Source organism: Enorma burkinafasonensis, assembly GCF_902150035.1.
Lineage (GTDB): Bacteria > Actinomycetota > Coriobacteriia > Coriobacteriales > Coriobacteriaceae > Enorma > Enorma burkinafasonensis.
Genome location: NZ_LR597514.1, coordinates 13,788 through 36,706, shown reverse-complemented (window position 1 = coordinate 36,706; position 22,919 = coordinate 13,788). Strand labels below are relative to the sequence as shown.

The following is a 22,919-nucleotide window of genomic DNA, read 5'->3' as shown; positions in this document are numbered from 1 at the left end:
GGACTGGCACCGCAGGCGCAGCCGGCCCCCGCCCCCCCCCCCCCGGTGCCAGTCCCCTCGGCACCCTCGATGCCGACGGCGCCCGCGCCCGCTCCGGAGCCCGCACCCGCCCCGAAGGCTTCCGCCGCCCCGGAGCTGGAACCCGCGAGCGCTCCCGCTGCACCCAAGCCGGAGCCCGCTGCCCCCGCGCCCAAGCCGGCACCGTCTTCTGCCAAAGGTGGCCTCATGGGCGTGGACATGGCGCCGGCCGAGATGAAGTCCGTGCTCGACAGCGTGTTCGGCGACGGCGTGATCTACAAGAACCGCTAGGCGCGCAGCCCGCGTACCGGGCAGGTGCCCGTTCATGGTACGATGCACGCGGAAGAACGCGAGGGCGCCCCGCCGTGCGGCGGCGCATGGAGCAAAGGAGTTCACATGGCCCAGGTCAACATGCAGCAGATGATGAAGCAGGCCCGCAAGATGCAGGAGCAGATCGCGGCCGCGCAGGAAAGCCTCTCGCAGGCGACCGTCGACGCGTCGGCGGGCGGCGGCATGGTGAAGGTTACCGTCAACGGCGAGATGCAGATCACCTCCCTCAAGATCGACCCCGAGGCCCTCGACCCCGAGGACGTCGAGATGCTCGAGGACATGATCACCGCCGCCGTCAACGAGGCCGTGCGCGGCGTGGCCGAGATGGCGAACCGCCAGATGGGCGCCATCACCGGCGGCCTCAACATCCCCGGCATGCCGTTCTAGGCCCCTTCCCCTCGAGGAAGCCGATGCGCCGCGTCGCCCTAGGGGCTTCGCGGCGCATTTTTGCGCGCTGCGCGCACGTTCGTTTCGGAATACGGTGTGAGTTTCGCGGACGCGCGCTGTGCCGGGAAAGACGGGAAACCGTGACCTGCGGTTTTTCTGGCGTATAGTTGGGGTTGCGGGGTTGCGTGCGATTCTTCGCACCGAATACCGAAACGAACGTGTGAAAGCAGGGCTACCATGGCGAGCGATCAGGATCTGCAGCGGCTTCTCGACGAGCTGGGGCGCCTGCCGGGCATCGGCCCCAAGTCCGCCCAGCGCATCGCCTACCACCTGCTCGAGGCCGACGCCGAGGAGGCCCGCCGGCTCGCGCAGGCCATCGTCGACGTCAAGGAGCACGTGCACTTCTGCAGCCGCTGCTTCAACTACGCCACGGCCGACGAATGCCCCATCTGCATGGACGGCACGCGCGACCGCACCCGCATCTGCGTGGTCGGCGAGCCGCGCGACGTCACGGCGATCGAGCGGACCGGCAGCTACCGCGGTCTCTATCACGTGCTCGGCGGCGTGATCAGTCCCATGGACAAGATCGGGCCCGAGCAGCTGCACGTCCGCGAGCTTCTGGCGCGCCTCGGCGAGGAGGACATCCAGGAGGTCATCATCGCCACCAACCCCAACATCGAGGGCGAGGCCACGGCGAGCTACCTCGCGCGCACCATCAAGCCACTCGGCATCGCCGTCAGCCGCCTCGCGAGCGGGCTGCCCGTGGGCGGTGATCTGGAGTACGCCGACGAGCTCACGCTCGGCCGTGCCATCGAGGCCCGTCGCGCGCTGTAGGGGTGCTTTACCGCTATTTCCATACCAATACATCTAATGGGGATCGCCTATGTGCATCCCCGCTCGGGGAGGGTATGCCCTCGCCCTCCTGCGTTGTGGTACCGTCATGCGTAAGTGGAAACGGTCGCGGGGTGGGTGATCGGTATGTTTTGTCCGCGGTGCGGGGCACGGGTCGAGGAAGGTTCGTCCTTCTGCGGGGAGTGCGGCGCCCGGTTGCAGCCGGATGATGCGGCGCGGGCGGCGGCGGAGGCGACCGATGCCGCCCGGCCTCGCCGCAAGAGCCACATCAAGGCGATTGTCGCCTGCGCGATAGCAGTGCTTGTGCTCGCCGGTGCCGGCATCGGCGTGTGGTTCGCCACGAGGCCTCCCCTGCAGGCCATCGACGAGGAGGCCTTCCCCGACGCCGGGGTGCGCGCGGCGGTGAGCGCGCAGCTCGATACCGACGGCGACGGAAAGCTCTCCGAGGAGGAGATGGAGGGGGCCGTCGAGCTCACGATCGACGAGGCGGAGGAGGTCGCCGGCCTGGGCGCGTACCTGCCCAACCTCGCCGACGTCACGGTCGGGGGCCCGACGGTCTCCGTCGACACGTCCGACCTCGCGGCGCTCGAGCGGCTCGACCTCACGGGCGCGACCCAGCTCACCGGCATCGATACGCACGGCTGCCCGAAGCTCACGCAGATCGGCATGCCCGCCGGTGCCCCGCTCGCCTCGCTCGACGTGAGCGGCTGCGAGAGCCTCACCGGACTCACGGTGCCCGAAGGGTCATCGCTCACCTCGCTCGACGCGAGCGGGTGCACGGGGCTCACCGAGATCACGGTGCCGGAGGAGGTGCCGCTCGACACGGTGGACGTCACGGGTTGCGGGAGCCTCACGCAGATCGACATCCCCCCGGCGACCGAGCTTGTCGGCGCCGAGGAATCCGGCATCGTGGAGCTCTGGCTCCCCGAGCTCTACACCGCGATGATCAACGACTGGTACACGACCTCCGCGATCGTCATCGAGCGCGACGAGCGCGGCTACGTGCAGGGCTTCGACCAGTGGAGCGGCGACACCCTGCGCGCCTCCTATGCGTTCGAGCACGATGGGAGCGGCCTGGTGAGCGCCTACACCGTGCAGCACGGCGACTCGGGCAGCTCGATCCGCAACGAGCTCTCCTGGGACGGCGGGCGCCTGCTCGGGGTGACCTCCTCCTATGATGGGAGCCTGAGCAGCGAGCTCGCGCTTTCCTACGACGACGCGGGCAGGCTCGCGGAGACGGCGGAGCGCTACCCCGACTCGTCCATGAACGACACGACGGTCGCCTACGCCTATACCGAGGACGGTCAGCTCGCGAGCGTCGACACGCAGGCGCCCGGTATGAACCCAGCCCACGAGCGCGCGGAGTGGACGTACGAGAACGGCATCGCCGTCCAGGGCGTCTACGTTTCCGAGGGGCGGACGACCGGCACCACCACGCACCAGGAGCTCGCGTACGAGTACGATGACGCGGGGCGCATCGTGCGCGTCTCGTGCCCGGTCATGACCTCGCCGGCATACGGCGACGACGGGAACCACGCCGGGTACTACTTCGACATCACGTACACCTACGACGACGAGGGGCGCCTCGCGGGCGCCGCCTGCGAGGCCATCGGGGTCTCCGCGACGGTAAGCTACGACGACGAGTACCACCTGATGGAAGTGGTCGAGACCTACCCGGACGGCACGCAGCTCATAGGGACCGTGAGCTACCGGCGCTACTTCTGCGCACGGGACGCCGTCGCCCAGCCGGAGGAGCTGGTGCGCGTCATGCCGAGCTACACGTGCCTGGGCGAGTCGGACGCTGACATGGCCTCGTATGCCGCGGAGCCGCAGCTCGTTACCTGCTACGTGACCCTGCCGGATGCGCCGGTCCAGGACCCCTTCCATGGGAGCGGCCAGTCGATGCTCTACTGACGGGGCTCCGGCGAGGACCCTACGCGCGCAGATCCTCGGTGTCCTCGGCGATCTCGCGGACGATGGCGTGCAGCTCGCGGTCGTGATCGAGCGCGTCGGCGCACCGCTCGGGCAGGTAGACCGCAAGGCGTCCGCCGAGCGTGCGGAAGGTCGTCCAGCCCTCGGCGTCCACCGCGACGTCGTCCTGCTCGCCGATGACGCAGGCCCAGGTCTCGCCTGCGTGGCCCGCGCCCACGAACATGCGCTTCTCGCCGCCGTCGCGGTCGGTGAGGACCACGGCCACGCCCGCGCCCGGGTGCTCGGCGTCGCCCTCGCGGGTCCAGCCGATCACGTCCGGCGCGTCGAGGAAGTCGTGCTGCGCGCCGTAGGCGAAGCGGCGGCGGATCTCCATCAGGAGCGGCAGCTCGCGCACGGCCGGGATGTTGCCGTCGTTGGGCATGCCGTAGAGGTCGCCGTAGAAGACGCAAGGGTAGCCCGCCTCGCGCAGGAGGATGAGCGCGTAGGCGGCCGGCTTGAACCACGTCTGCACGAAGGACTGCAGCGCCTGGCCGGGCTGGGTGTCGTGGTTCTCGGCGAAGGTCACGGCGTGCGCGGGATCGCGCTCCACGAGCGTGCCGGAGAAGATCTTGGAGAGATCCACGTCGCCGTTCGAGCAGCTCGCGCGGTAGAGGTTGTAGTGCAGTGGCACGTCGAAGAGCGAGAGCGCGCGCTCGGCGCCCAGGTAGCCGTCGAGTTCCTCGACCGTGCGGCCCCAGTACTCGCCCACCGTGAAGAGCTCGCGCCCGGCGTGCTTGCGCATGGCGTCGAGCCAGCGCAGGTAGAAGCCGCGGTCGATGTGCTTGAGCGCGTCCAGGCGGAAGCCGTCGAGCCCGCAGGTGTCCACGTACCACGAGCCCCAGCGCACGAGCTCGTCGAAGACGCGCGGGTCGTTCACGTCGACGTCGGCACCCATGAGGTAGTCGTAGTTGGCGTTCTCCGTGCGGTCCACGGCGCTGTCCCAGTGCTTGCCGTCGAAGAGGAAGATCGCCTTGCGCTTGGCGCGGTCGTCCCAGTCGACGCCGTGGAAGCACGTCCAGTCCCAAGTGAAGTCCGAGTAGGCGCCGCCGCGCCCGGGGAAGGTGAAGCGCGTCCAGGCCGAGATGGTCTGCGGCTCGCCCAGGATCGCCTCGCGGTTGCTGGACTGCACCTCGCGCGCGACCACGTCCTCCGCGCCGTCGGCGCCGAGACGCTGGTTCAAGACGATGTCGGCGAGCGCCTGGATGCCGTTCGCGTGCAGGGCCCCGATGGCGGCCTCGTACTCCGCGCGCGTGCCATACTTGGTGGCGACGGTGCCCTTCTGGTCGAACTCGCCCAGGTCGTAGGTGTCGTAGACGCCGTAGCCCACGTCCTCGGCGCCCTTCTCGGCCTTGTAGGCGGGCGGCAGCCACACGGCGGTGATGCCCTGGTAGGCGAAGTCCGCGGCCTGCTCGGCGAGGCGGCGCCAGTGCGAGCCGTCGGCGGGGAGGTACCAGGAGAAGCCCTGGAGCATGGTTCCGTTCATGGGGGTCCTTTCGGATGGTGGGTCGTTTCCGCTGCGATAACCCGCCTATTGTACCGGCATGCCGCCGCGTGGCGCGCCCGCGCTCTCAGCCGGCGGTTTAGCGTGCGGGCAGGGGCCGTCGCGGGCGGCGAGGTCGAAATAATCTCCGATTTTGCCGGAAATTTCGACCCGCGGGTCATTTTAGGGTGATTTGGAACTCCAGGATGGTGCCCGGCGCGAAACGCCGCAGGGTAACATTGCTGTTTTGTAGCGCAACAAATGACGTATCCCGCCTGATATGATTGATGCGATATGCCGCTTCGAGGGGGAGGGTGTTGCGCATCGTGGGCAGGGCTGGATCCGGGTCGTGGTTACGGCGCTTCAGGTACAAGCTGGCGCTCCCATCGGTTCTGATGGGGCTCGTCGTGTTCTCGTTCACGCTGCTGGGCTTCGGTTCGGTGGTCTACACGACGGCGCTGCCCTCGCTTATCGCCGTTGCGGAGCAGGATGAGGAGGGCGCGTACACCCAGATCGCGAACGGCGTGGAGGCGGCGCTCAACGGGGAGGCCGTGATCGGCGGCTCGGGTACGGGTGCCCGCTCCTCGGTGCACGCCTCGGGCGCGACCTTGGGCGGCATTGCGGACATCTCCGGTACCCCGGGCGCGGGTGACGGTGGGGATGCGGATGCCGAGCAGTCCACGGACGAGGAGACCGCACCTCCGCCCACGACCGACATGGGCAACCTGAACGAGGGCGGGGAGCCGTCGCAGGAGCCGGAGCCACCGGTCGTCACGCCCGATCCCGTCGAGGAGCAGGCGGCCTATGAGCATTTACTCAGCGAGTTCCAGGCGCTGGAGGGCTATATCGGCGAGGCGAACGCCTGCGTCCAGGCGTTCAACACCGACCACCAGGCGCCGCTCGAGACGCGCCTCGCCCATCAGCGCGTCTGCGACGCCCTCTACAGCGAGCTGCATGGGCATTACACGGCGTTCCTGAGCTACGTGATGCCGCAGAACAGCCAGTACCGCGCCGCATACGGCAACCTCGTCGCCATGTACCGCCTGCTTGCCAGCTACGTGGGAACGATCAGCACAGCATGGACCCAAAACGTCATCTTCGGCGACGACGTGGCCGAGCATGTCGACGAGTACATGGCTCCCATCCGCGCAGCCGAGGTAAACGGAGAGAACAAGTACCTCACTGAGTTTAGGAGCCGTTACGAGGGGTTCGTGCTGTGAGCGCCGCGGACGAGCTGCGGGAGGGCCGCGCACCCGTTCCCGTAGGGGCCGATGGCATCGAGAGCGGCTACCGTTCGATGCGCCTGGTGCGCCTTGAGGGCTTCGAAGAGGCCGTTGCCCTGGCCAAGGACGAGCGCGACGCCTACCGTCGCCGCTTCACGACCCTTTTCATCGAGGATGGGCGTGAGCGCCGCGGCGGGTTCGGCCGAGTGACCCATGCGACCAACGCCCGGGGCGAGGCCCTCGCCCTCAAGAGCCTGATCATCCCCGAGCGGGGAGCAGACGAGGATGACGCGGGCTATCGGGAACGTGTTGCCCGCCTCGAGCGCGCGTTCCGGCAGGAGTACGAGGACCATCGCGCTCTCGCGGGCCTTCGCGGGTTCCCCAGGCTCTACGGCTACGGGGCCATCGAAGGCGTACCGGCTATCGTGATGGAGTGGGTCGAGGGCGTCACGCTCGAAGCGGCCCGACGCGAGCTCGCGGTCGACGACGCGGGGCGGATGTCGCCGCTTTCGGCTGCGCGCATCGGCTGCGCGCTGTTCGGCCTTCTGGCGCACATGGACCAGGTGGGCGGCGGCTTCGTGCACCGCGACATCTCGCCGGCGAACATCATGGTGCGCACCGCCCGACTCGGTGTCGCAGAGCAGGCGGAGGAAGGCGCGTTCGACCTCTGCCTCGTCGACTTCGGTTCCGCCGCCCTGCTCGAGCCCGAGGAACGGACCTCGTTCACGATGGGTGAGGCGACCGTGCGCATGGCGACCGCGGCCTATGCCCCGCCTGAGATGCTCACGCGGGACCTGCCGCACCTTGATCGGCTGCGTAAGTCGCCCGCAATCGATGTATACGAGGCCGCAAGCGTTATCTACGAGCTGCTATGCGGGCACACGCCGTTCGATCTGGGCTCGAGCGAGGCACCCGGGGACGGTGGGGCGGATGGCAGCGCGCCGCATGCGGCGGAGAACCGCTCGCCCTACCGCATCAAGATGGATCTCAAACCCCGCCCCGTCTGCGCCGCGCATGGCGCGCAGGATCGCTCCGAGCTCTCCGACGTGCTCGTGCGCGAGCCGGAGGTCGCCGTCGCGGCGGGTCGGGTCGCGCTCGACCTCAAGCTCGAGCCGTCATCGCCCCGCGTGGCGGATGCGCTCGCGCTGGTCGACGAGCAGCTGGCGGAGCTTCTGCTCCCGTGCCTGGCCCCGAGCCAGGGCAAGCGGCCGTCCGCCCAGGCCATGTACGACGGCCTGCTCTCCTTCTGCACCCACTACACCGAGAACATCGGCCGGGCGCTGCGCGGCGAGGCGCTCATCCCGTGCATGGGGTCGACCTCGTGGCTCGACGCCGCGTCGCCCTTCGCCGTGCGCCGAGTGGTGCGCACGTTCGGCAAGGCGGTTGCCGCCGCGGTCTTCATCGTGGTCGTCGCGGCGACGGCGATCCTCGTCGACGGCGCGCCGGCCGTGCTGCGCATGGGACCTGTCATCTGGGAGGGCAGGCTCGGCATCCTCGCGGTCGCCGGCGCCCTCGTCCTTCCCGCGGCCGGTGCCTACGTGGTGCGCGGCGGCCGGACGGGCACGCGCGCCGGGTTCGTGAGCTCGACCTTCGTGCTCGTCTGCCTCACGTTTCTGGTCGCCGCGGCCATCTCGTGCCTTGTCATGGAGCAGCCGGAGCGCACGCGCGGCCTCTATGCGGCCCTGCTCGCGGCCGAGAGCGCCGCATGGTGTCCTATCGTGCTCGATTACGCCATGACCGTGGTGCCGTCGCTCATCGCCGAGGCACGCCGCCGTCTGGCCGGCAGTTCCCTCGCGGCGATCGCGTCCGCGCGGCCCGCGCCCGTGGGGGCGGCAGGCCAGCGGCTGCTTGTGGCGGATGAAGCGGAAGGGGAGGGTTCCCATGAATGACCTGACGCCTTGCGGGGCCATGTTCACCCTGCTCAAGCGCAAGGGCGGCCTATCCAACCGCGAGGTCGCGGGCATGGTGCTTTCCAGCCGCCCGCTCTCCGATGGAAAGAGCCCGGTCAGCCGCATCGGCGACCGCACCTGGGTGTCGCGCTTCGTCGTCCACGCCCCGGTGGGCTCGCTCCAGGAGCGCTACTTCCGTGACTACGGCGTCGCCGCGCAGCGCGTGTTCGACCGCTTGAGGTCGGGCCGGCGGCACCTCAGCAACCAGCAGGTCATCGAGCTCATTCTCGACCGGCAGGAGCATCTCATGGAGCAGGCGCTCGAGGCCCAGCATCAGAGCGCCGTCATGTACCGCCATGCCGTCGAGCGCATCCTGGAGCTTCCCGGCGAGTCGCCGGGCGAGCGCGCGGAGATGCTCATGGTGCTCTTCATCGCCACGGGCTGCTCGGGTCAGGTGCGCTCGGCGGTCGCCTACACGCTCGACTACGCGAAGAGCATGTTCGATGCGCGGCCGGGCACGCCGCCTTCCGAGGCGCTCGATGTCGAGTCGGTGCGCGTCGCGGACGATGCGCCCCGTCCTTTGGGCCTTTTGCGCCTGCGCGACGGCCTCGTGATGGGAGGACCGTACTGGATCGATCCCGCAGGCGCAGGTGCCGAGGTGGGGGCGCTCGCGACCGGCGCGGGGGACGTCAGCGACGTGGAGGGCGACGTCTCCGCGCGCCACGTGCGCATTTGCCGCGACGCCGAGCAGGGCTGGCGGGTCGAGGACCTGGGCTCCACCAACGGCACGGTCCTCACCGACGCTTCGACGGGTGCCGAGCAGCACCTCGACGAGGGAGCGCCGGTGCCGCTCCATGCGGGCGATGAGCTGCGGCTGGGTGCGGCGACCGTCTTCGTCGTCATCGAGGGCGAACCGCGCTAGGCGGCGAGGGGCTCCGCAGGGCCGCGTGCGGCGTAGGCCACCTACACCCCGAGCGCCTTCTTGGCGGCGGCAACGATGTCGCCGTCGGGGTAGAACTCCGGGCTCACCGACCCGATGAGCTCCGACGCGATGCCCTGCAGGTCCGCGATCGCGCTCATGGGCAGCAAGATGCGCTTGGCGCCGGCGTTCTTGGCCACGCGCATCACGTCCTCCAGGTTGGCGACGGGCTCGAGCGTGCCCGAGATGCGCAGGATGCCCGGGATCGCGAGGCCGGCGATGACGGGCCGGTTCGCCGCGGCCGAGCACAGCCCGATGAACTCCGCGAGCGAGAGCTCGGCCGAGAGCCCCTTGCTCTGGATGTCGTTGTAGTAGAGCAGGTAGTCCTTGCCGGAGACGTGCATGCCGGCGGCGAGGCGCGGCGCGTTCTGCTTGAACTGTTGGAACGCCGCGTCGAGCGAGTCGCTCACCGGCTTGTTGTAGCCGATGCCCTCGGTGCGGAACTTCATCTCGCCGGTGATGGCCTTGTTCTCGAGCTTGTAGACGGCGATCTCGTCGCCCTGCGACATGCCGATCGCGAACACGTGTCCCGGCAGGAGCGGTGCGGCGGGGATCAGGGTGTCGTCGGCCTGCTCGGGCACGCGCACGATGACGGACTCGGTCGGGTTCTCCGCGTCGACATAGCCCAGGTTGACGTCCATGAACTCGATGCCGGCCATGAGCTTGAGCTGCTCCTTCACGCGGCGGCGCCCCTCGATGGCGTACTCGAGGAGCATGCGCACGTCCTCCTTGCCCATGTTGCCGTCGGGGAAGACGAGCTTCGCGAGACCCGAGAAGGTCTTGCGCACGCCGATCTCGTCGCGGCGGTTGAAGTCGCCGTTCAAGCGGAAGTACTGGTCGAGGTAGTGCGTGAAGTCGCGGCGGCGCATCTCGTGGCAGAACTCCGACAGGCAGTCGGTGATGAGGCTGTAGCGCCCGGTGATGAGGTCGGAGCGCATCTTGGGCACCTCCCAGCCGGGCAGGTAGCAGTGGATGCGGTCGAAGAACGCGCTGTCGTTGTTGAACTCCGGCGGGAACGGCTCGAAGAGGTGCGTGGTCTTCAAGATATTCGCCACCGAGTCGTTGATGTTGCCCTCGAAGACCATCGAGGCCTCGGCGTTGAAGAGCTCGCGCCCGCGGCCGAAGGTGCCGTTGGCCATGTACCCCTTCATGATCTGGATGGCGTTGGCGTCCTTGTAGTGCATGCCCGCGACCTCGTCGAACGCGACGCAGTCCCAATGGCCCACCAACCCGATGCCGCCGGTACGCGCGGTGTTGTTGGCGAAGAGCATGGCCGTGGTGGCCTGCCCGCCCGAGAGCAGGTAGGAGTAGGGCGAGACCTCGGTGTAGATATGCGACTTGCCCGTGCCGCGCGGACCCAGCTCGCAGAGGTTGTAGTTGAGCTCGATGAGCGGCACCATGCGGGTGAGGAAGTGCAGGCGCTCCCGCGGCGAGAGGGCGTTCGGCTCGTAGCCGGCGGAGCGCAGAAGGAGCGCGATCCACTCGTCGGTGGTGAAGGCGGCGCGCTTGGAGATGATCTCGTCCACGTCGAGGTTGGGCATCTGGATGGGCGTGAGGTCCACGATGTGGAAGGGCGAGTTCTCGGGCCCCTTGGCGCCCTTCGAGGTGTTGGCGGGCTTGATCTTGGTCTTCTCGGCCGGGTCGTCGGCGAAGATGTCGGAGAGCGGGTCGTCGGCCATGTCCTCGGGGCGCAGGTACTGGATGCGCGCGATGCACCAGATGCCGCCGGTGAGCATCTTGGTGTAGGAGCGCACGTATTCGTCGGGCATGATGAAGGGCTCGATGGCGAGGTTCGCGAGGCTCGCGACGTAGATGTCGCGCCGCTCGTCGAGGTAGGCGCTCACCTTGTCGATGATGGTGTACTGGCCCAGTTCGCGGATGCGCGACTTGATGACCTCGCTCTCCTCGGTGCGCACGTAGTTCTCGGCGAGGATTTTGCGGATGCGCGCGAGGCCCTGATCGAGTGCCTCGGGGTCGTCGGTGGCGCAGTACATGCCGAGCAGGTACTCCAGCACGAAGGTGGGGATCCCGGCACCGCGTTTCATGAGGGCGGTGAGGTCCTTGCGCACGATGAGGCCGGGGAAGCTGTCGATGATCTTGCGGTCGAGGGCGTCCTGCTCGTAGGCGGGCACCTGGGTTGCGGTGTTCTCGCTCATGGTTACCATCCAAAATCGATCGATGGGGCAAAGGCGACGTGGATGCGCAGGTCGCAGAGGGCGCGCACCTCACGGGTCTTCGTGTTGCGGGCGTAGAGGCGGTAGAGCTCGCGCTCGGAGGTCCCGGCGCCGGGCTTGAGCGAGAGCGACACGTGGAGCTTGCGCGCCGTGGCATCCGCCTCGATGCGGTCGGCGACCACGCGGGCGATGTCGGTCACGGGCTCGTGCGCGGCGTCGCCCACGAAGACCTCGTACTCGGCGGGGAGCACCTTGCCGCCCACGGGCTCGTCCTGCAGGAACTCAAGGGTAAAGAGGGAGTTGGTCACGGTGTCGATGCGCGTGACGAGCGAGATGCCCGCCGGCGCGCTCTCCATGTAGCCCTTGCTGCCGGCGCGCTTGTTGGCGAAGCGGAGCACCGGCACGCAGAGCTCCTGGAGCGAGATGCCGCCGTGGACGTAGTTCTCGCCGCCGCCCGCCATGCGCAGGCGCACGCACTCGCGCGGGGCGAAGCCCGTGAGGGGTTCCGCGTCTGCCGCGCAGGGCAGCGCGACGCGCACGAGCGGTCCGCCGTCGGCGTCTCCTTCCGTCACGGCGTAGCGGCGCCCGGCCTCCACGACCGTGCCGGCGATATCCGCGACCGAGGCGTGCTCGGATTCCGCGAGCGGGCGGTCGGTGTAGAGGAAGCCGTGGTCGGCGGTCGCGATCACGCTCGAGGCACCGAACTCGCGCACGATGAGCTGGATGCAGGCGGCGAGCTCCTCGATCGCCTCGCCGCAGGCGGTGAACACCTTCCGCTCGGTGGGCTCCTTGTCGCCCAGGGCGTCGATGGTGTTGTGGTAGAGGTAGACCACCTCGGCGTCGCCCACGAGCGCTCGCCGCTCGGCGCGGCCCATCTCGTTCACGAAGTCGTCGTAGCGCACGGCGACGGATGCGCTCGCGTGCTTTCTGATCTGCGCCTGGCGGCCCTCGGTCGAGAGCGCCTCGGAGCCGTCCGTAAGTACGGAGAGGCGGCGGCGCTCGGCCGAGCTCGTGGCGGCGTAGGCGAAGCTCGTGCTGGGCAAGAGCGCGCTCATGCCGCATTTGGTGATCGAGGGAAAGACCGCCTGCGCGGCGCCCAGGTCGCAGTTGCCCTTGGTCTCGCGCTCCAGATGCTCGGCGAGCTCGGCCGCGACCTCGAAGCGGAGCGCGTCAGACACCACGACCCAGGCGCGCTTCTTGGTGCGCAGGACCGGCTCGACCTCATCGAGGTAGAAATCGAGCTGGCGCGGGATGCCGTTCACGTAGCCGGTCCTCGCGAGGTCGCCCTCGACAGCGGACGCCCAGCGACGCGAGAGCTCCTTCAGGAACCAGCCCTTGTAGAGGTCTTCCAGCGCGGTGCAGCAGGAGCGGAAGTCCTCGTCGAGCCCGTACTCGCCGGCGCGGACCGCCTGGGCGAAGGCGACATGGAGCTCGCGGTACCAGCGGTCCATGTGCCAGTACTCTGCGGTGTAGCGCTTCCAGAGCACCTCCGCGGTCATGGCGCCGAGCTCGGGGCCGCGCTCGCGACAGAAGATCTGCATGCGGGCGGCGCAGATGATGCCTTCGTAGTAGCATGAGAAGCGCCCGCTCCACAGGCTGCCGCGGCGCCCTGCCGCGAGCTCCATCGCGGCATCGGCCCCGTCGGGGCCGGCTGCCACGGTGCGGAAGAGCCTGCGGAGGATGAGGGCGTCGATGCAGGGGAACACCTCGGCGCGGGAGAGCTCCGGGGCGTCGAAGCGACCGAGCACCGCCTCGAGATCCGTCGCCTCTTCGACGGTGCAGCAGAGCTCGAGCAGCTCGTCGGAGAGGTCGCTGCGGCCCCATTCGTTCACGAGGCTGTGGCAGAAGGGCGCGTGCTCGGAGGAGTGGCAGCTGCCGAGCCTATCGAGCGCTCCCGCGGGGACCGTGGGCGCGAGCGCCGAGAGCAGCACGTGCTGCGCGAGCGCCGTGAGGTCGCGCGCATCGCCGGCAAAACCGGTCCAGCTCGCGAGCGCGCGGGTGAAGGCGTCCGCCACGCCCGCCTGCTCAAGTGCACCGAACGCCGCGGGCGCACCCTCGCCCGCGGCCTTCACGAGGTAGGCGATAAGCACCTGCGTGGCGGTGGCCTCCTGCGTACCCAGGGCGCAGGCCATGATGGCGAGCTCGAGCTGCTGCGGCACCTGGTAGGCGTCGATCAGGCGCGCAAGCTTCTTGAGGTTGGTCTTCTTGGCCAGGAACGCCTTGTGCGCCGAGAACGCGTTGCGCATCTCGGGCGTGTCGGCGGCGTTGAGCTCGCGCATCTGCACGGAAAGGTAGTCTGCCGAGAACGCCTGTGCACGTGCCTCGACGTCGGCGAGCCAGTCGCCGACGAGGTTGCGCTGCCGGCGGCGGTAGAGCAGAATCTGCCTGCCGGTAAGGTCGCCGTTGAGCTCGCGCTTGAGCGCGAAGCGACGGCCGGGCTCCTCGCGTATCACCTCGATGTCGGGGAGCTCGAGCCCTTCGAGCGTGTCGGCGAACTCGCCATCCGGGTCGTGCCAGATCACGATGGCGCTCGCCGTGGGGGCATCCGTCTCATCGAACCGCCGCCGCAGCTCGGTCTGTATGTCCGTGGTCCTCATATGTCCCGCCCTACTTAATCTTCGCCAACACGTCTTCGAACTTGGGGTAGTTCGCCTTCACGCCGTCGTCGAGGTCGATCTCGATCATTTGGTCAGCAAGTCGATGGATTTTCTCCTCGAAGCTGGCGATCTCTGTCAGCTGATCGCTCACGTGCTTATGTTCCTTGTTGAGGGCTGCCTTCTGGCGGCCGTCGGCGGTCTCGAGCGCCGCTTCGATGGCGGCGAGGCGCGCGCGGTAGCGCTCCTGCTGCGGGTGAACGTACTCCGTGCGGACGCGTGCCATGAGGTCGGGGCGGTAGCGGTGCATGTAGAAGAGCGCTTTGAAGCTGTTCCTCTTGCCAGCGTCCAGAAGCCAGTAGATGGGTCGCTTCTTGTAGGTTTTGCAATGGTCGGCGAAGAACTCCTTGAGGAAGTACTGGCGGATGACCTCGCGGGCCGTGCCCTTGGCGGTAGGGTCGAGCGCGTCGGCCACGAACTGCAGGTTCTCCTCGAGCGTCTCCTGTCCGTACGCCGCGACGACGAACCGCTCGAAGCGCGCTACGATGTCGTCGCGGAAGTACTCGTCGTCGGTGATGGGGAGGACGTTGTTTGCATCGGGCATGAAGGTCACGTGCTCGGGGTCGGGCATCTTGGCGAGATATTCCGCTACGGTATCGCCCTGATTGGCAAGTACCAGACCATCCACGTCGAGCGAGTAGCGACCGAACATGCAGCCTACGGCGTAGGATATGAGCGAGACGATCTCGTCACGCTTGGTGCGCACGTAGTTGCTGCCCTTGAAGCTCTCCGGAATCTCCTCCTTGGTGTCGAAGATCCGCGCGACCGAGACGTACTTGTCCTCGACCTCGATGGGGACTTCGCCCACCATGTTGTAGATCTCCGCGAAGATGCGGTTGAGCTCCTCCTCATTGGCCTTGAGCTGGTCGAAGCGCTCGTTGACCTCGGCTTTGTGCGCTTCGTACTTGTCGCGTATGAGGGTAGCCATACTATGCCGCCTTTCCATATGTAGAACACATGTTCGTTCTCAAGGTGGAGAACATGTGTTCGTATTTTGGTATGATTGAATAGACGAACCGGCGAGTGGTATAAATAGAGCAGCGCTCCACACAAGGAGGGCTGTCTCTTCGCCGGGGGGTGTCCCCCGGCATTTTTATTAGGCGGGGGATGGCCACATGAGGGAGCTTTCGATCTTCATTGATGAGTCCGGTGATGTTGGATCCTGCTCCGACTACTATCTGGTCGGATTTGTTTTTCACGACCAATCGGTCGACATCTCCACGAGTATCAGTCGATATCGTCAGGCACTTTCCGATGCCGGGTTGATTGAGCGAACATTTCACTTCACGCCGGTGGTTCGCGGTCATGAACAATACGATCAAATTGATTTGAGTATGCGGAAGAGTTATTTCATGCGCTTTCAGGTCTTCGTCGAGAAGACGCCTTTTCGTTACATGGTTCTGCGATATAGAAAGCGAGAGTTCTCTAGCGAATATGCGTTGGCAGAACGTATCGAGCGGGAGCTCGTATCGTTCATTAGGGAACAGGTTGAATTCTTTTTTGGTTATGATTGCGTCAAAATCTACTACGACAACGGGCAGCAAACAGTAAAACGCGCCGTGCATCGCGCGGTTCATACGTGTTTGTCGAGCAACGCCGCTATCTATCGAAATGCCATGCCGAAAGACTATTTCATGTCTCGGGTTGCGGATTATGTTTGCGGTATTGAGTTGGCGGCGTTGCGATACGACCGGCACATGGATAGCCCGACCGATCATAGGTTCTTCGGCGATAAGCGCTGCTTTACGAAGAACTATCTCAAAAAGATCCGAAGGAAGCAGCTGTAAGCCGGCGAGTAGTGATACCCTGCACGTAAGGGCTTGCTGTCGACGGACAGCAAGGTCGAGATGCCATGCGCGCACTTTTGTTGGCATGGTCTGACCGTGAGGGTGGGCTTCCAAGGGCCGGGGGATCCCCCCGGTACGGGGTAACGCGCTATAACCCCCTAGTGGAAAAGGCGACGAAGCGCGCAACTCGCCTTTTCCGCGATTTGCTTCTGGGTTTCGATTCTCATCCAATTTGATCGCGACATCATCGTGCCTATCAAGTTTCTGTTCAAGGACCAGGCTTGCATATGTGAGAGGTCGAAGAATCGCTACAGCCAAACGGTGGGCAGCTCCTGAACAAACCAATAGGCGCCGTCTAGGGCACCGATCGCATGCAGCCGTTGGCCTCATGGTGGTGTGATTGCAAGCGACGGATGAGTAAACCTTAGGGTCACCTGAAAAATTGGCCCCAATTGAATATTCAATTAAGCGGAATCCTCTTTTGCGCAGGTTCATTGATGTTGGCTTCTACGCTGTCGAGGTTGCTCAAACTGTTTCTTTAGAACGCCTGCTGTTTCCTCCGTCGATCTCCATGAGTGGTTTTCGTAGACGAATGAGCAGATCTGTCGAGCCGCCTTTCGATCGCTTGATTTTAATTCGACTGTTAGGCGAGCTCCCTCATCGATCTCTTGTAATTCATGTGAGATGAAGTGCAACGAAAGGGGCCGATCGGAAGCTCGCCAGATTAGGGATTGTTCGATCTTTCCGGATTCTAGTTCCTGCCAATCCCATTCAGTTCCGTTGGAGTTCACGAGTTGTGCGAATATGACACTGCAAAATGAGCGGGTAGGCATCGTCGGTTCTTCATAGGGCGTTACATCTTCTTTTGTTGTAGTAACACTTTGGTTTAGCCTTGCTTGAAGTTTGATGGTCACAGCAGCGCAACCATCAGCAAGGGTGTCGTTGTGAGCTGATAGGCTATCTATAACTACAAAGTCATAGGCAAATAGGCACATAACGATTTATCCTTTCGTATCAGGTGACTACACGAGTGGATTCTTGGCGAAATCCCAGGAGGTTTCTTGGGAGTCCCAATCGGATTTGGACAGCTTTCGTAGGGATAAGACGAAACTGATGACCTGTGATTTCACAGACTCGTCAGTGTCGAGAATCGGGTATGAGGCAATTTGACCGATTTGAAAATTCAGCGTCGGAGATAGTATCCCTGCGATCACTCTGATTACTGAGCTATTGCATGCGCCTTGTAAGTATGCGAGGTCTGCTTCTGTTCCGAATAACGATGCGCCAGCGTGCTCGTAGACATATCCGGGTCCACGATAGCGAAAAGAAACATCTCCACTCGAAATTGCAGACCATGTAACAGACGGATTGAAGAAGGTATCAAGATTGAGCGGTCGCGATAATAGTCGACCGTTGTCATCCCGATAGTTTCTGATCCTTTGGCCGTCGTCCTGCCAATCAATCAAATCATCATTATTGCCTTCCCATTTTCTGAAAGACCCTCCTTTATTACATGGAAACCATCTTTTCGTTGAGGATTTTGCTTCGATTGCATCACGGGCGGAATAGCAAGTTGAACAATGGGATACCTCCCACCACTTCCTGAGAAACAGTTCGTTTGTGCCTGCAGATAGGCCACATTTCGGTTTTGAATAACTGGCCACTGACTTTCCATTCAGAAATGCGTCATGCAAAGCGCTGCTAGCCCAATACGCAATCGGTGACCCTGGCATGTCATGGAACCTCGTGGCATCGGCTCGATAGAACCACCCGCAGTCGGGGTTCTGGATGGCTTCGAGCGCTTTGGGACCTTGGACTGCAGGGCCGACGAAATCGGCAAGGCGCACGTACCCGCCCCTGTATCCCGGAATATAGGAGTTATGGAACGTGAAAGTGCAGATAGGGACTGTGGCACCCGCAAAGCCCGAGTACTCGAGCTGGATCAGCGAGGTGAGCGTCTTCTCGTCGATGAGGCGGTTGCGCAGCTTTTCGTAGCTGCCGATGAACATCCACACGAAGGGAGACATGATGCCAATCTCGCCGTGCTCCTTCGCGAAGTCCATGATTCGCACGATGAAGGCAGCGAAAAGGTCGCTCTTAACGTCGGGGTAGTGCTTCTTCACCCACTTGCTCACGAAGGGGTTGAAGCTGCTCGACCCCATGTAGGGCGGGTTGGCGACTACCACGTCGAAGCGGCGGGAGAGCGCCTTGCAGGCGGTCAGGGCCCGTTCGACGCTTTGGCCGGCAGGTTCGGCGAAGAGGCCGGCTGCGGAGGAGCTATCCTTCTGCGCCTCGAGCAGGGCGATATCCGTATCGGAGGGCGTGAACAGGCTGCCGACCTCGCTCAGGTGCGCGAGGGTCTCGGCAAGCTGCTCGTCCCCGAGCTGCTCGGTATCGAGCTCGACGCTCTCGAGCACCTGCACGTCGGCGGTGACGTTGCGGGTGAAGAAGCGACGGTCGTGCTCGCGGGCGCAGAGGGCGAGCGCCAACTGGGCGATCTGCGCGGCGCGCGGGTCGATCTCCAGGCCGGCGAGGTTCTTGGTGAGGATGAGCTCGGGAATCTCGCGCTCGCGGTAGCCGCGCTCCTCGTACAGGGCGAAGAGCATCTTGAACGCGTAGACCAGGATATGGCCCGATCCGCACGCCGGGTCGCAGAAGGTGATGCCCTCCGGGCCCGCGATGCGGATGAAGTCCTCGTGCTCCCTGTCGGGCACGATGTAGTACTCCATCAGGCGGTCGGCCGGGTTCTCGGCGTGGGCGCGCTCGGGCAGTGCGCTCTCGGGGAAGTTCAGCATCCAGAGGCGGCCGAGCGAGTTGTCCACCATGTAGCGCAGGATCCACTCCGGCGTGAAGAGCTGCGTGGCGGGGGCGATATCCTCCACGGCGGCCTTGCGCTTGGACTTGAAGAAGTCGGCCTTGAGCTCGGCGTTGTAGAACTGGTACATCCAGCCCAGGATCTCGACGTCTTGCCAGGCTTCCTCGGGGATGTCCGTCACCAGATGGTAGAGGACGTTGTTCTCGTTCCGGTTGAGGAGGCCGTCCGGCAGCGTGAGCTCGTCTGCAGCGCCCACGTGGCTGAACACGTCGGGCAGCGCGTCGGCGAGCTCGTTGCACTGGGCGATGAGGATGAGGCGGAAGAGCTCCGAATCGCTGCCCTCCGCCGCGAGGTCTAGGGCGCGCTCGCGGTCGAGGCCGGCGAGCTCGAGCTCGCCTACGGCGCGCAGGCATTCCGGGTCGAAGCGGCCGTCCTGTGCGGAGAGCATGCGCACGCCGTTGGATAGAAATCCGTGGAGCTCCATGTAGCGGATGCCCGCGAAGCGGTTGAACCAGGTGTAGGCCATCTGCTGGCAGAAGGCACTGTAGCCTGCCTTTTCGATGCGGGCGTAGAGCCCGTCGCGCTGGGCCTTCGTGGCGGTATCGATCACGCCCGTGCCGATGACGTCCGAGCCCGCCGGATAGGCGGTGCGTCCGGCGTCATCCAGGCTGAACTTCACGAAGCGGTTGTGCACGGCATCGATGAGCGCGCGGCGCGCCCAGGGGCAGAACTTCTCGAGAACCTTGGTGTCCATGGTGCGTCCTTTGGGTTAGTCGAGCTTGACGTAGTCGTTCCCGGTGAGCGCCCGCAGAAGATCGGCCCGGGCCTGGGCGAGGTAAGCCTCGATCTCCACCTCGCTGTGCAGGCGGCGCGGCTTGAAGACGCGGGTGCGGCTCACGGTTGTGCCCTTGGGCGCGGGGGCCGGCGGCGTCTTGGGGCCTGTGCCCTTGGCCGGCTCGGCGGTGACGGTCACGTTCGTGTTCACTGGGCGCGGGCGCGAGATGCGCTCGTGTTCAACCTCGATCTCGTCGTAGAGCTTGCGCTCGTCGTTGCCGAGGCGCGTCTTCAGGGCGTCGAGTGCGGTGAGCGAGGTCGCGTCGTTTACGGCGCCGCGGCGCGAGAGGCGGGTCTCGGCGATGCTTGCGAGCTTCACGTTAAGTTCCGCCGCGTGTGCTTCGATGCCGTTGAAGATATCGTCGAGCGTGGCGAGCAGGTCCTCGCGCTTGTCTTTCATGAGCTGCTCGTGGGCGTCTTTGATTGTCTTCTTTGCGTCGAACAGCTGGGCGATGTCGCGGTAGGGGCGCTTCTCGGTGAGGATGCCTTCGATCTTTTTCAACGCCGCCATAGCCTCGCTATCGCTTGCCAGGTACTCCCGCTCGCTTTCCATGTCGCGCACGAGATCGGCTGCCTCGTCGAACGCGGGCTTCTGGGCCGAGAAGAAGTGGTCTATCTCCCTCAGGTCCTCCGCATCGTCCAGCAGGTCGTCACGGTTGCTGGAGACGGCCGCCAAAAGATCCGCTGGGTCGCTGCCCACGGCGAGCACGTCCTTGATGCGGCGGATGGCGTCGGCCACCTCGCTGTAGCCGGGGTACTTGCTGTTGCGGCGGTACTCCACGTCCACTAAGTGCTGCAGGTTATCGCGACGCTCCTCAAGGCACTCGCGGACGCTCGCAGCGAGACCGTCCTCGTCGGTCGGCAGGTTGTAGACGCCGCAAAGCCGCTCGGTCACCTGCCGCGCCCGCGAGCGCATGGCGTCCGACACGGCGACGCGCATCTCGACCTGCACTTTGCCCACCATGTTGCGCTTGCGCAGGTAGTCCACGAGTCGGGCGTCATGGATATCCACGGTCTGTCCGGCATAGACGAGCTTGGCGCGCTTGGAGGCCAGAAGCTCCGCCGTCACGGCGGCGATGTCCTGCTCGCGCCATCCGTACGGGGCCGCCTGGTAGAGCGACTGGATATCCTCCATGCTTACCGTGGTGTGGCGCGAGGCATCGATTGAAAGCTTGCGCTCGAGTTCCTCGATGGCGCGGGCGTTGGGCTGCTGGCCCTCGAGCGCCATGGTGCCGTTCAGGATCTGCTTGATATCGGCATCGTTGTCGTAGTTCCTGTCGATGTAGGAGAGCTTGGGGTAGGTCACGTCCACCAGGCGGCCAAGGCAGTCCTCGATGATCTTCTTCGCCGAGCCGGTCTGCGCGGGTGTGACGGTACTGCCGTATACGTAGAACTGGCCCTGGCGCACCGCCTGCTCCATGAGGTCGCGCGCCTGGCGATCGAGCCGGGTGCGCTCCTGCTGCTTGGAGCGGATGATATCCTGCTGGTTCTTGGGTAGGTTGGCGTGGACCAGCGTGTTGGTGAACTGCTCGATGCGCGCGGCCTCCATGAGCGGGTTGTAGTAGTCGACCTCGGGACTCAGCACCACCACGGCCTCGTTGCGGCTCGACATGAGGATGAGCTCCTCGTGGCTGGGCGGTTCGCTGCCGTCCATGCCGGCAAGCACCCGGAGCGTGAGGCCGCCGGCGCCGCTGACATGCGTGCCGTCCAGGTACTCATTCACGGGGAACTGGTTCTTGCCCAGGGCGAGTTTGGATTCGTCGAAGACGCTCTTGAACATGATGTCGGCAGCCTTGGCGGTGATCTTTGCAGCATCGACCTGCGTGCGCTTGATCTGGTTGGCGATCTCCTGTTCGTCATCGGTCAGGAACTGGTAGCGGTCACCGTTGCGTGTCACGTAGTTCTCGTGGATAAGCCGGTCGAGCGAATCCTGCACCTGCTGACGCAGCTCCAATCGGTTCACCCGCACGTCATCGGTCATGAGGGTCACGATGTTATCGATGTTCGTGGCGATCTCGCGATCCACCCAGCGCACCATGAACAGGAGCTTGAGCACGCGGATGTCATACTCCACGAGACCCTGGCCGTCCTGCGCTGCCTTGCCCGCGCGGTCGATCACGCGGCGGTGGTAGCTTTCCAGGAAGGTCTGCACGCCGTCGTAGAAGCGCCAGAACGGCACGAGCGCGTGCTCGTCCAGGTCCTCAACCGCCTGCGCGGCCTCCTGGAAGCCCGAGAGCATGGAGCGCTCGCCGCTCGAGAGGTGCTTGTTGCTCTCCCCCTGGGTGCGAAGCTTTTCCATAACGTTTTGCATGAGCTTGAACTGGTAGTTGGCGAAGGGGAACGTCGCCGAGAAGTCCGCCGCACCGCGATAGCCCGTGAGGTCGGTTACCGAGTCCTTGAAGGAGAAGAGGTTGTTGAGGACGGCCGCGTCCTCGGCGTAGCGCAGCTCGAGGAGCTGCTCGGCGTCGGTGGTCTTGGCGAGCACGCGGCGCTTGATGACCTCGTCGGCGTCTGAGCTGGAAAGCGACAGGCGCGTGTTGAAGCGGCCCTGGATTTTCGAGAAATCGTTGCCTGAGGAAGCTGAAGTCTTGTCTATAGCCTGCTGGCTTGTGACGACCACCCACACGCGGCCCGCGCATTTCGTCCCCAGATCCTCGACGAGGGTCTGCAGGTTCAGCATGAGGCTCGTGTCCGTGCCGATGTACTGACCGATCTCGTCGACCATGAAGAGCAGGCGGAACTGCCCGCCGTTCTGCTCGGCGCGCATCTCGACGTAGTCGCGGATCTCGTCGGTGAGCGAGTCGATGGAGAGGTCGTCCGCGTCGCCCGAATCGTACCAGCGTTCGCCCTCTTCGCGGCTCATGACGCCCGAGGCCTCGAGCGCGGCGATTACCGGGTCGGACTTGGAACGGTAGGTCTTGCGCCACTCGGTCCACGGGTGGCCGGACGCCTCCTCGTACAACGCGCGGAACGCCTGCGTCTTGCCCTGGCTCTCGATGAGCTGCTCCAGGCGGGCGAGCTTGAGGCTCGCGCCGTAGAAGCCCTGGTTCTCGTAGAACACCCGCGCGAACGTGCGCATGATGGCGGACTGGTCCTTGGTGGTGCCCTTGCTGTCTATGTTGAAGAGGATGGTCTCGGCGGGGGCGCTCGCCGCGCGGCGCGCCTGGGCGGCGAGCAGCTCGTCCTCGAAGCGCGGGGCGATGTAGTCGAGGGCGCGTTTGCCTGCGACTTCGCGGTTGGCAAGCAGGTAGGAGAGCATCTTCAGGAAGTGCGACTTACCTGAGCCGAATGAGCCCGAGATCCAGACGCCTATCTTATCGGTGGGAGTGTCGAGCGCCTGGCAGTATGCGTGGTAAAAGGTTGCATAGTGCCCGCGCAGCTCGCGCGTGACCACATACTCGGAAAGCTCCTGCTCGATGATCTCTTCGCTTGTCTGGTCGACTTTGATGACGCCGTTGATGTTGCGGTCGATGTCGCGCTCGAACATGTCCTTGATGCGCATGGGGGAGGGTCCTTTCACGCGGGG

The 22,919-nt window shown here is 65.1% G+C and carries 15 protein-coding genes and 1 pseudogene; 9 read left to right on the top strand and 7 right to left on the bottom strand.

The genetic code is table 11. From position 1 onward, the window contains the following. Window positions 1–69: 69 nt before the first annotated feature. The 5 genes and pseudogenes from FS885_RS09960 (at window position 70) to FS885_RS07865 (ending at window position 3,501) form a co-directional block, all read left to right on the top strand. Window positions 70–309: a hypothetical protein gene (locus tag FS885_RS09960; protein WP_186365825.1), complete on the top strand. Its 240-nt coding sequence runs from the start codon at window positions 70–72 to the stop codon at window positions 307–309. Between the two features lie 105 nt (window positions 310–414). Continuing rightward, window positions 415–735: a YbaB/EbfC family nucleoid-associated protein gene (locus tag FS885_RS07875; RefSeq protein ID WP_144744512.1), complete on the top strand. Its 321-nt coding sequence runs from the start codon at window positions 415–417 to the stop codon at window positions 733–735. Window positions 736–972: 237 nt separating this feature from the next. After that, on the top strand, window positions 973–1,569 hold the full coding sequence (gene recR, locus FS885_RS07870) for a recombination mediator RecR (RefSeq protein WP_144744511.1): 597 nt from the start codon (window positions 973–975) through the stop codon (window positions 1,567–1,569). A 144-nt stretch (window positions 1,570–1,713) separates the two neighbouring features. After that, window positions 1,714–1,779: pseudogene (locus FS885_RS10205) on the top strand (zinc-ribbon domain-containing protein); the annotation flags it as partial. 3 nt (window positions 1,780–1,782) lie between these two features. Beyond that, window positions 1,783–3,501, top strand: a complete 1,719-nt coding sequence (locus FS885_RS07865) for a hypothetical protein (protein ID WP_246060869.1) — start codon at window positions 1,783–1,785, stop codon at window positions 3,499–3,501. A 19-nt stretch (window positions 3,502–3,520) separates the two neighbouring features. Here FS885_RS07865 and FS885_RS07860 read toward each other — a convergent pair whose 3' ends face one another. Continuing rightward, a complete protein-coding gene (locus FS885_RS07860; protein WP_144744509.1) occupies window positions 3,521–5,041 on the bottom strand; it encodes an alpha-amylase in 1,521 nt (506 codons plus the stop codon). A gap of 175 nt (window positions 5,042–5,216) precedes the next feature. Continuing rightward, entirely contained in the window at window positions 5,217–5,411 is a 195-nt protein-coding gene (locus tag FS885_RS07855) for a hypothetical protein (protein ID WP_144744508.1), read from the bottom strand. A gap of 34 nt (window positions 5,412–5,445) precedes the next feature. Between FS885_RS07855 and FS885_RS07850 the strand changes: the two genes are divergently transcribed. Genes FS885_RS07850 through FS885_RS07840 form a run of 3 tightly spaced genes read left to right on the top strand, consistent with a single transcriptional unit; the run spans window position 5,446 to window position 9,072 of the window. Then, on the top strand, window positions 5,446–6,258 hold the full coding sequence (locus FS885_RS07850; RefSeq protein ID WP_144744507.1) for a hypothetical protein: 813 nt from the start codon (window positions 5,446–5,448) through the stop codon (window positions 6,256–6,258). Next, window positions 6,255–8,150 carry a protein kinase domain-containing protein gene (locus FS885_RS07845; RefSeq protein WP_144744506.1) on the top strand — a complete coding sequence of 632 codons (1,896 nt, stop codon included), beginning with the start codon at window positions 6,255–6,257 and terminating at the stop codon, window positions 8,148–8,150. Before FS885_RS07850 ends, FS885_RS07845 begins: the two co-directional genes overlap by 4 nt. Continuing rightward, entirely contained in the window at window positions 8,143–9,072 is a 930-nt protein-coding gene (locus FS885_RS07840; RefSeq protein WP_186365824.1) for an FHA domain-containing protein, read from the top strand. The genes FS885_RS07845 and FS885_RS07840 overlap by 8 nt, the downstream gene beginning before the upstream one ends. Before the next feature lie 41 nt (window positions 9,073–9,113). Here the strand turns inward: FS885_RS07840 and brxL are convergent, their stop codons facing one another. The 3 genes from brxL to FS885_RS07825 are packed head-to-tail and all read right to left on the bottom strand — an operon-like array spanning window position 9,114 to window position 14,885. Continuing rightward, a complete protein-coding gene (gene brxL / locus FS885_RS07835) occupies window positions 9,114–11,285 on the bottom strand; it encodes a BREX system Lon protease-like protein BrxL (RefSeq protein WP_144744504.1) in 2,172 nt (723 codons plus the stop codon). Window positions 11,286–11,287: 2 nt separating this feature from the next. After that, on the bottom strand, window positions 11,288–13,900 hold the full coding sequence (gene pglZ, locus FS885_RS07830) for a BREX-1 system phosphatase PglZ type A (RefSeq protein ID WP_144744503.1): 2,613 nt from the start codon (window positions 13,898–13,900) through the stop codon (window positions 11,288–11,290). A gap of 10 nt (window positions 13,901–13,910) precedes the next feature. After that, the gene (locus FS885_RS07825) at window positions 13,911–14,885 is read right to left on the bottom strand and encodes a BREX-1 system adenine-specific DNA-methyltransferase PglX (protein WP_144744502.1); all 975 of its coding nucleotides are present in this window, start codon (window positions 14,883–14,885) and stop codon (window positions 13,911–13,913) included. A 187-nt stretch (window positions 14,886–15,072) separates the two neighbouring features. Between FS885_RS07825 and FS885_RS07820 the strand changes: the two genes are divergently transcribed. Further along, on the top strand, window positions 15,073–15,744 hold the full coding sequence (locus FS885_RS07820; protein WP_144744501.1) for a DUF3800 domain-containing protein: 672 nt from the start codon (window positions 15,073–15,075) through the stop codon (window positions 15,742–15,744). A gap of 1,022 nt (window positions 15,745–16,766) precedes the next feature. On the opposite strand, the gene pglX is transcribed toward FS885_RS07820, so the two are convergent. Together pglX and brxC are read right to left on the bottom strand one after the other, a co-directional pair. Next, window positions 16,767–19,313 (bottom strand): BREX-1 system adenine-specific DNA-methyltransferase PglX, encoded by a 2,547-nt coding sequence (gene pglX / locus FS885_RS07815; protein WP_144744500.1) that lies wholly within the window; start codon window positions 19,311–19,313, stop codon window positions 16,767–16,769. Between the two features lie 15 nt (window positions 19,314–19,328). Then, window positions 19,329–22,895: a BREX system P-loop protein BrxC gene (gene brxC, locus FS885_RS07810; protein WP_144744499.1), complete on the bottom strand. Its 3,567-nt coding sequence runs from the start codon at window positions 22,893–22,895 to the stop codon at window positions 19,329–19,331. Window positions 22,896–22,919: the final 24 nt, after the last annotated feature.

Bases quoted from the DNA above. Each gene is read 5' to 3' on its own strand.
- pglX (WP_144744500.1), bottom strand. From the start codon at position 19,313: ATGGACACCAAGGTTCTCGAGAAGTTCTGCCCCTGGGCGCGCCGCGCG.
- recR (WP_144744511.1), top strand. From the start codon at position 973: ATGGCGAGCGATCAGGATCTGCAGCGGCTTCTCGACGAGCTGGGGCGC.
- FS885_RS07875 (WP_144744512.1), top strand. From the start codon at position 415: ATGGCCCAGGTCAACATGCAGCAGATGATGAAGCAGGCCCGCAAGATG.
- FS885_RS07825 (WP_144744502.1), bottom strand. From the start codon at position 14,885: ATGGCTACCCTCATACGCGACAAGTACGAAGCGCACAAAGCCGAGGTC.
- pglZ (WP_144744503.1), bottom strand. From the start codon at position 13,900: ATGAGGACCACGGACATACAGACCGAGCTGCGGCGGCGGTTCGATGAG.
- brxL (WP_144744504.1), bottom strand. From the start codon at position 11,285: ATGAGCGAGAACACCGCAACCCAGGTGCCCGCCTACGAGCAGGACGCC.
- FS885_RS07860 (WP_144744509.1), bottom strand. From the start codon at position 5,041: ATGAACGGAACCATGCTCCAGGGCTTCTCCTGGTACCTCCCCGCCGAC.
- FS885_RS09960 (WP_186365825.1), top strand. From the start codon at position 70: ATGCCGACGGCGCCCGCGCCCGCTCCGGAGCCCGCACCCGCCCCGAAG.
- brxC (WP_144744499.1), bottom strand. From the start codon at position 22,895: ATGCGCATCAAGGACATGTTCGAGCGCGACATCGACCGCAACATCAAC.
- FS885_RS07840 (WP_186365824.1), top strand. From the start codon at position 8,143: ATGAATGACCTGACGCCTTGCGGGGCCATGTTCACCCTGCTCAAGCGC.
- FS885_RS07820 (WP_144744501.1), top strand. From the start codon at position 15,073: ATGAGGGAGCTTTCGATCTTCATTGATGAGTCCGGTGATGTTGGATCC.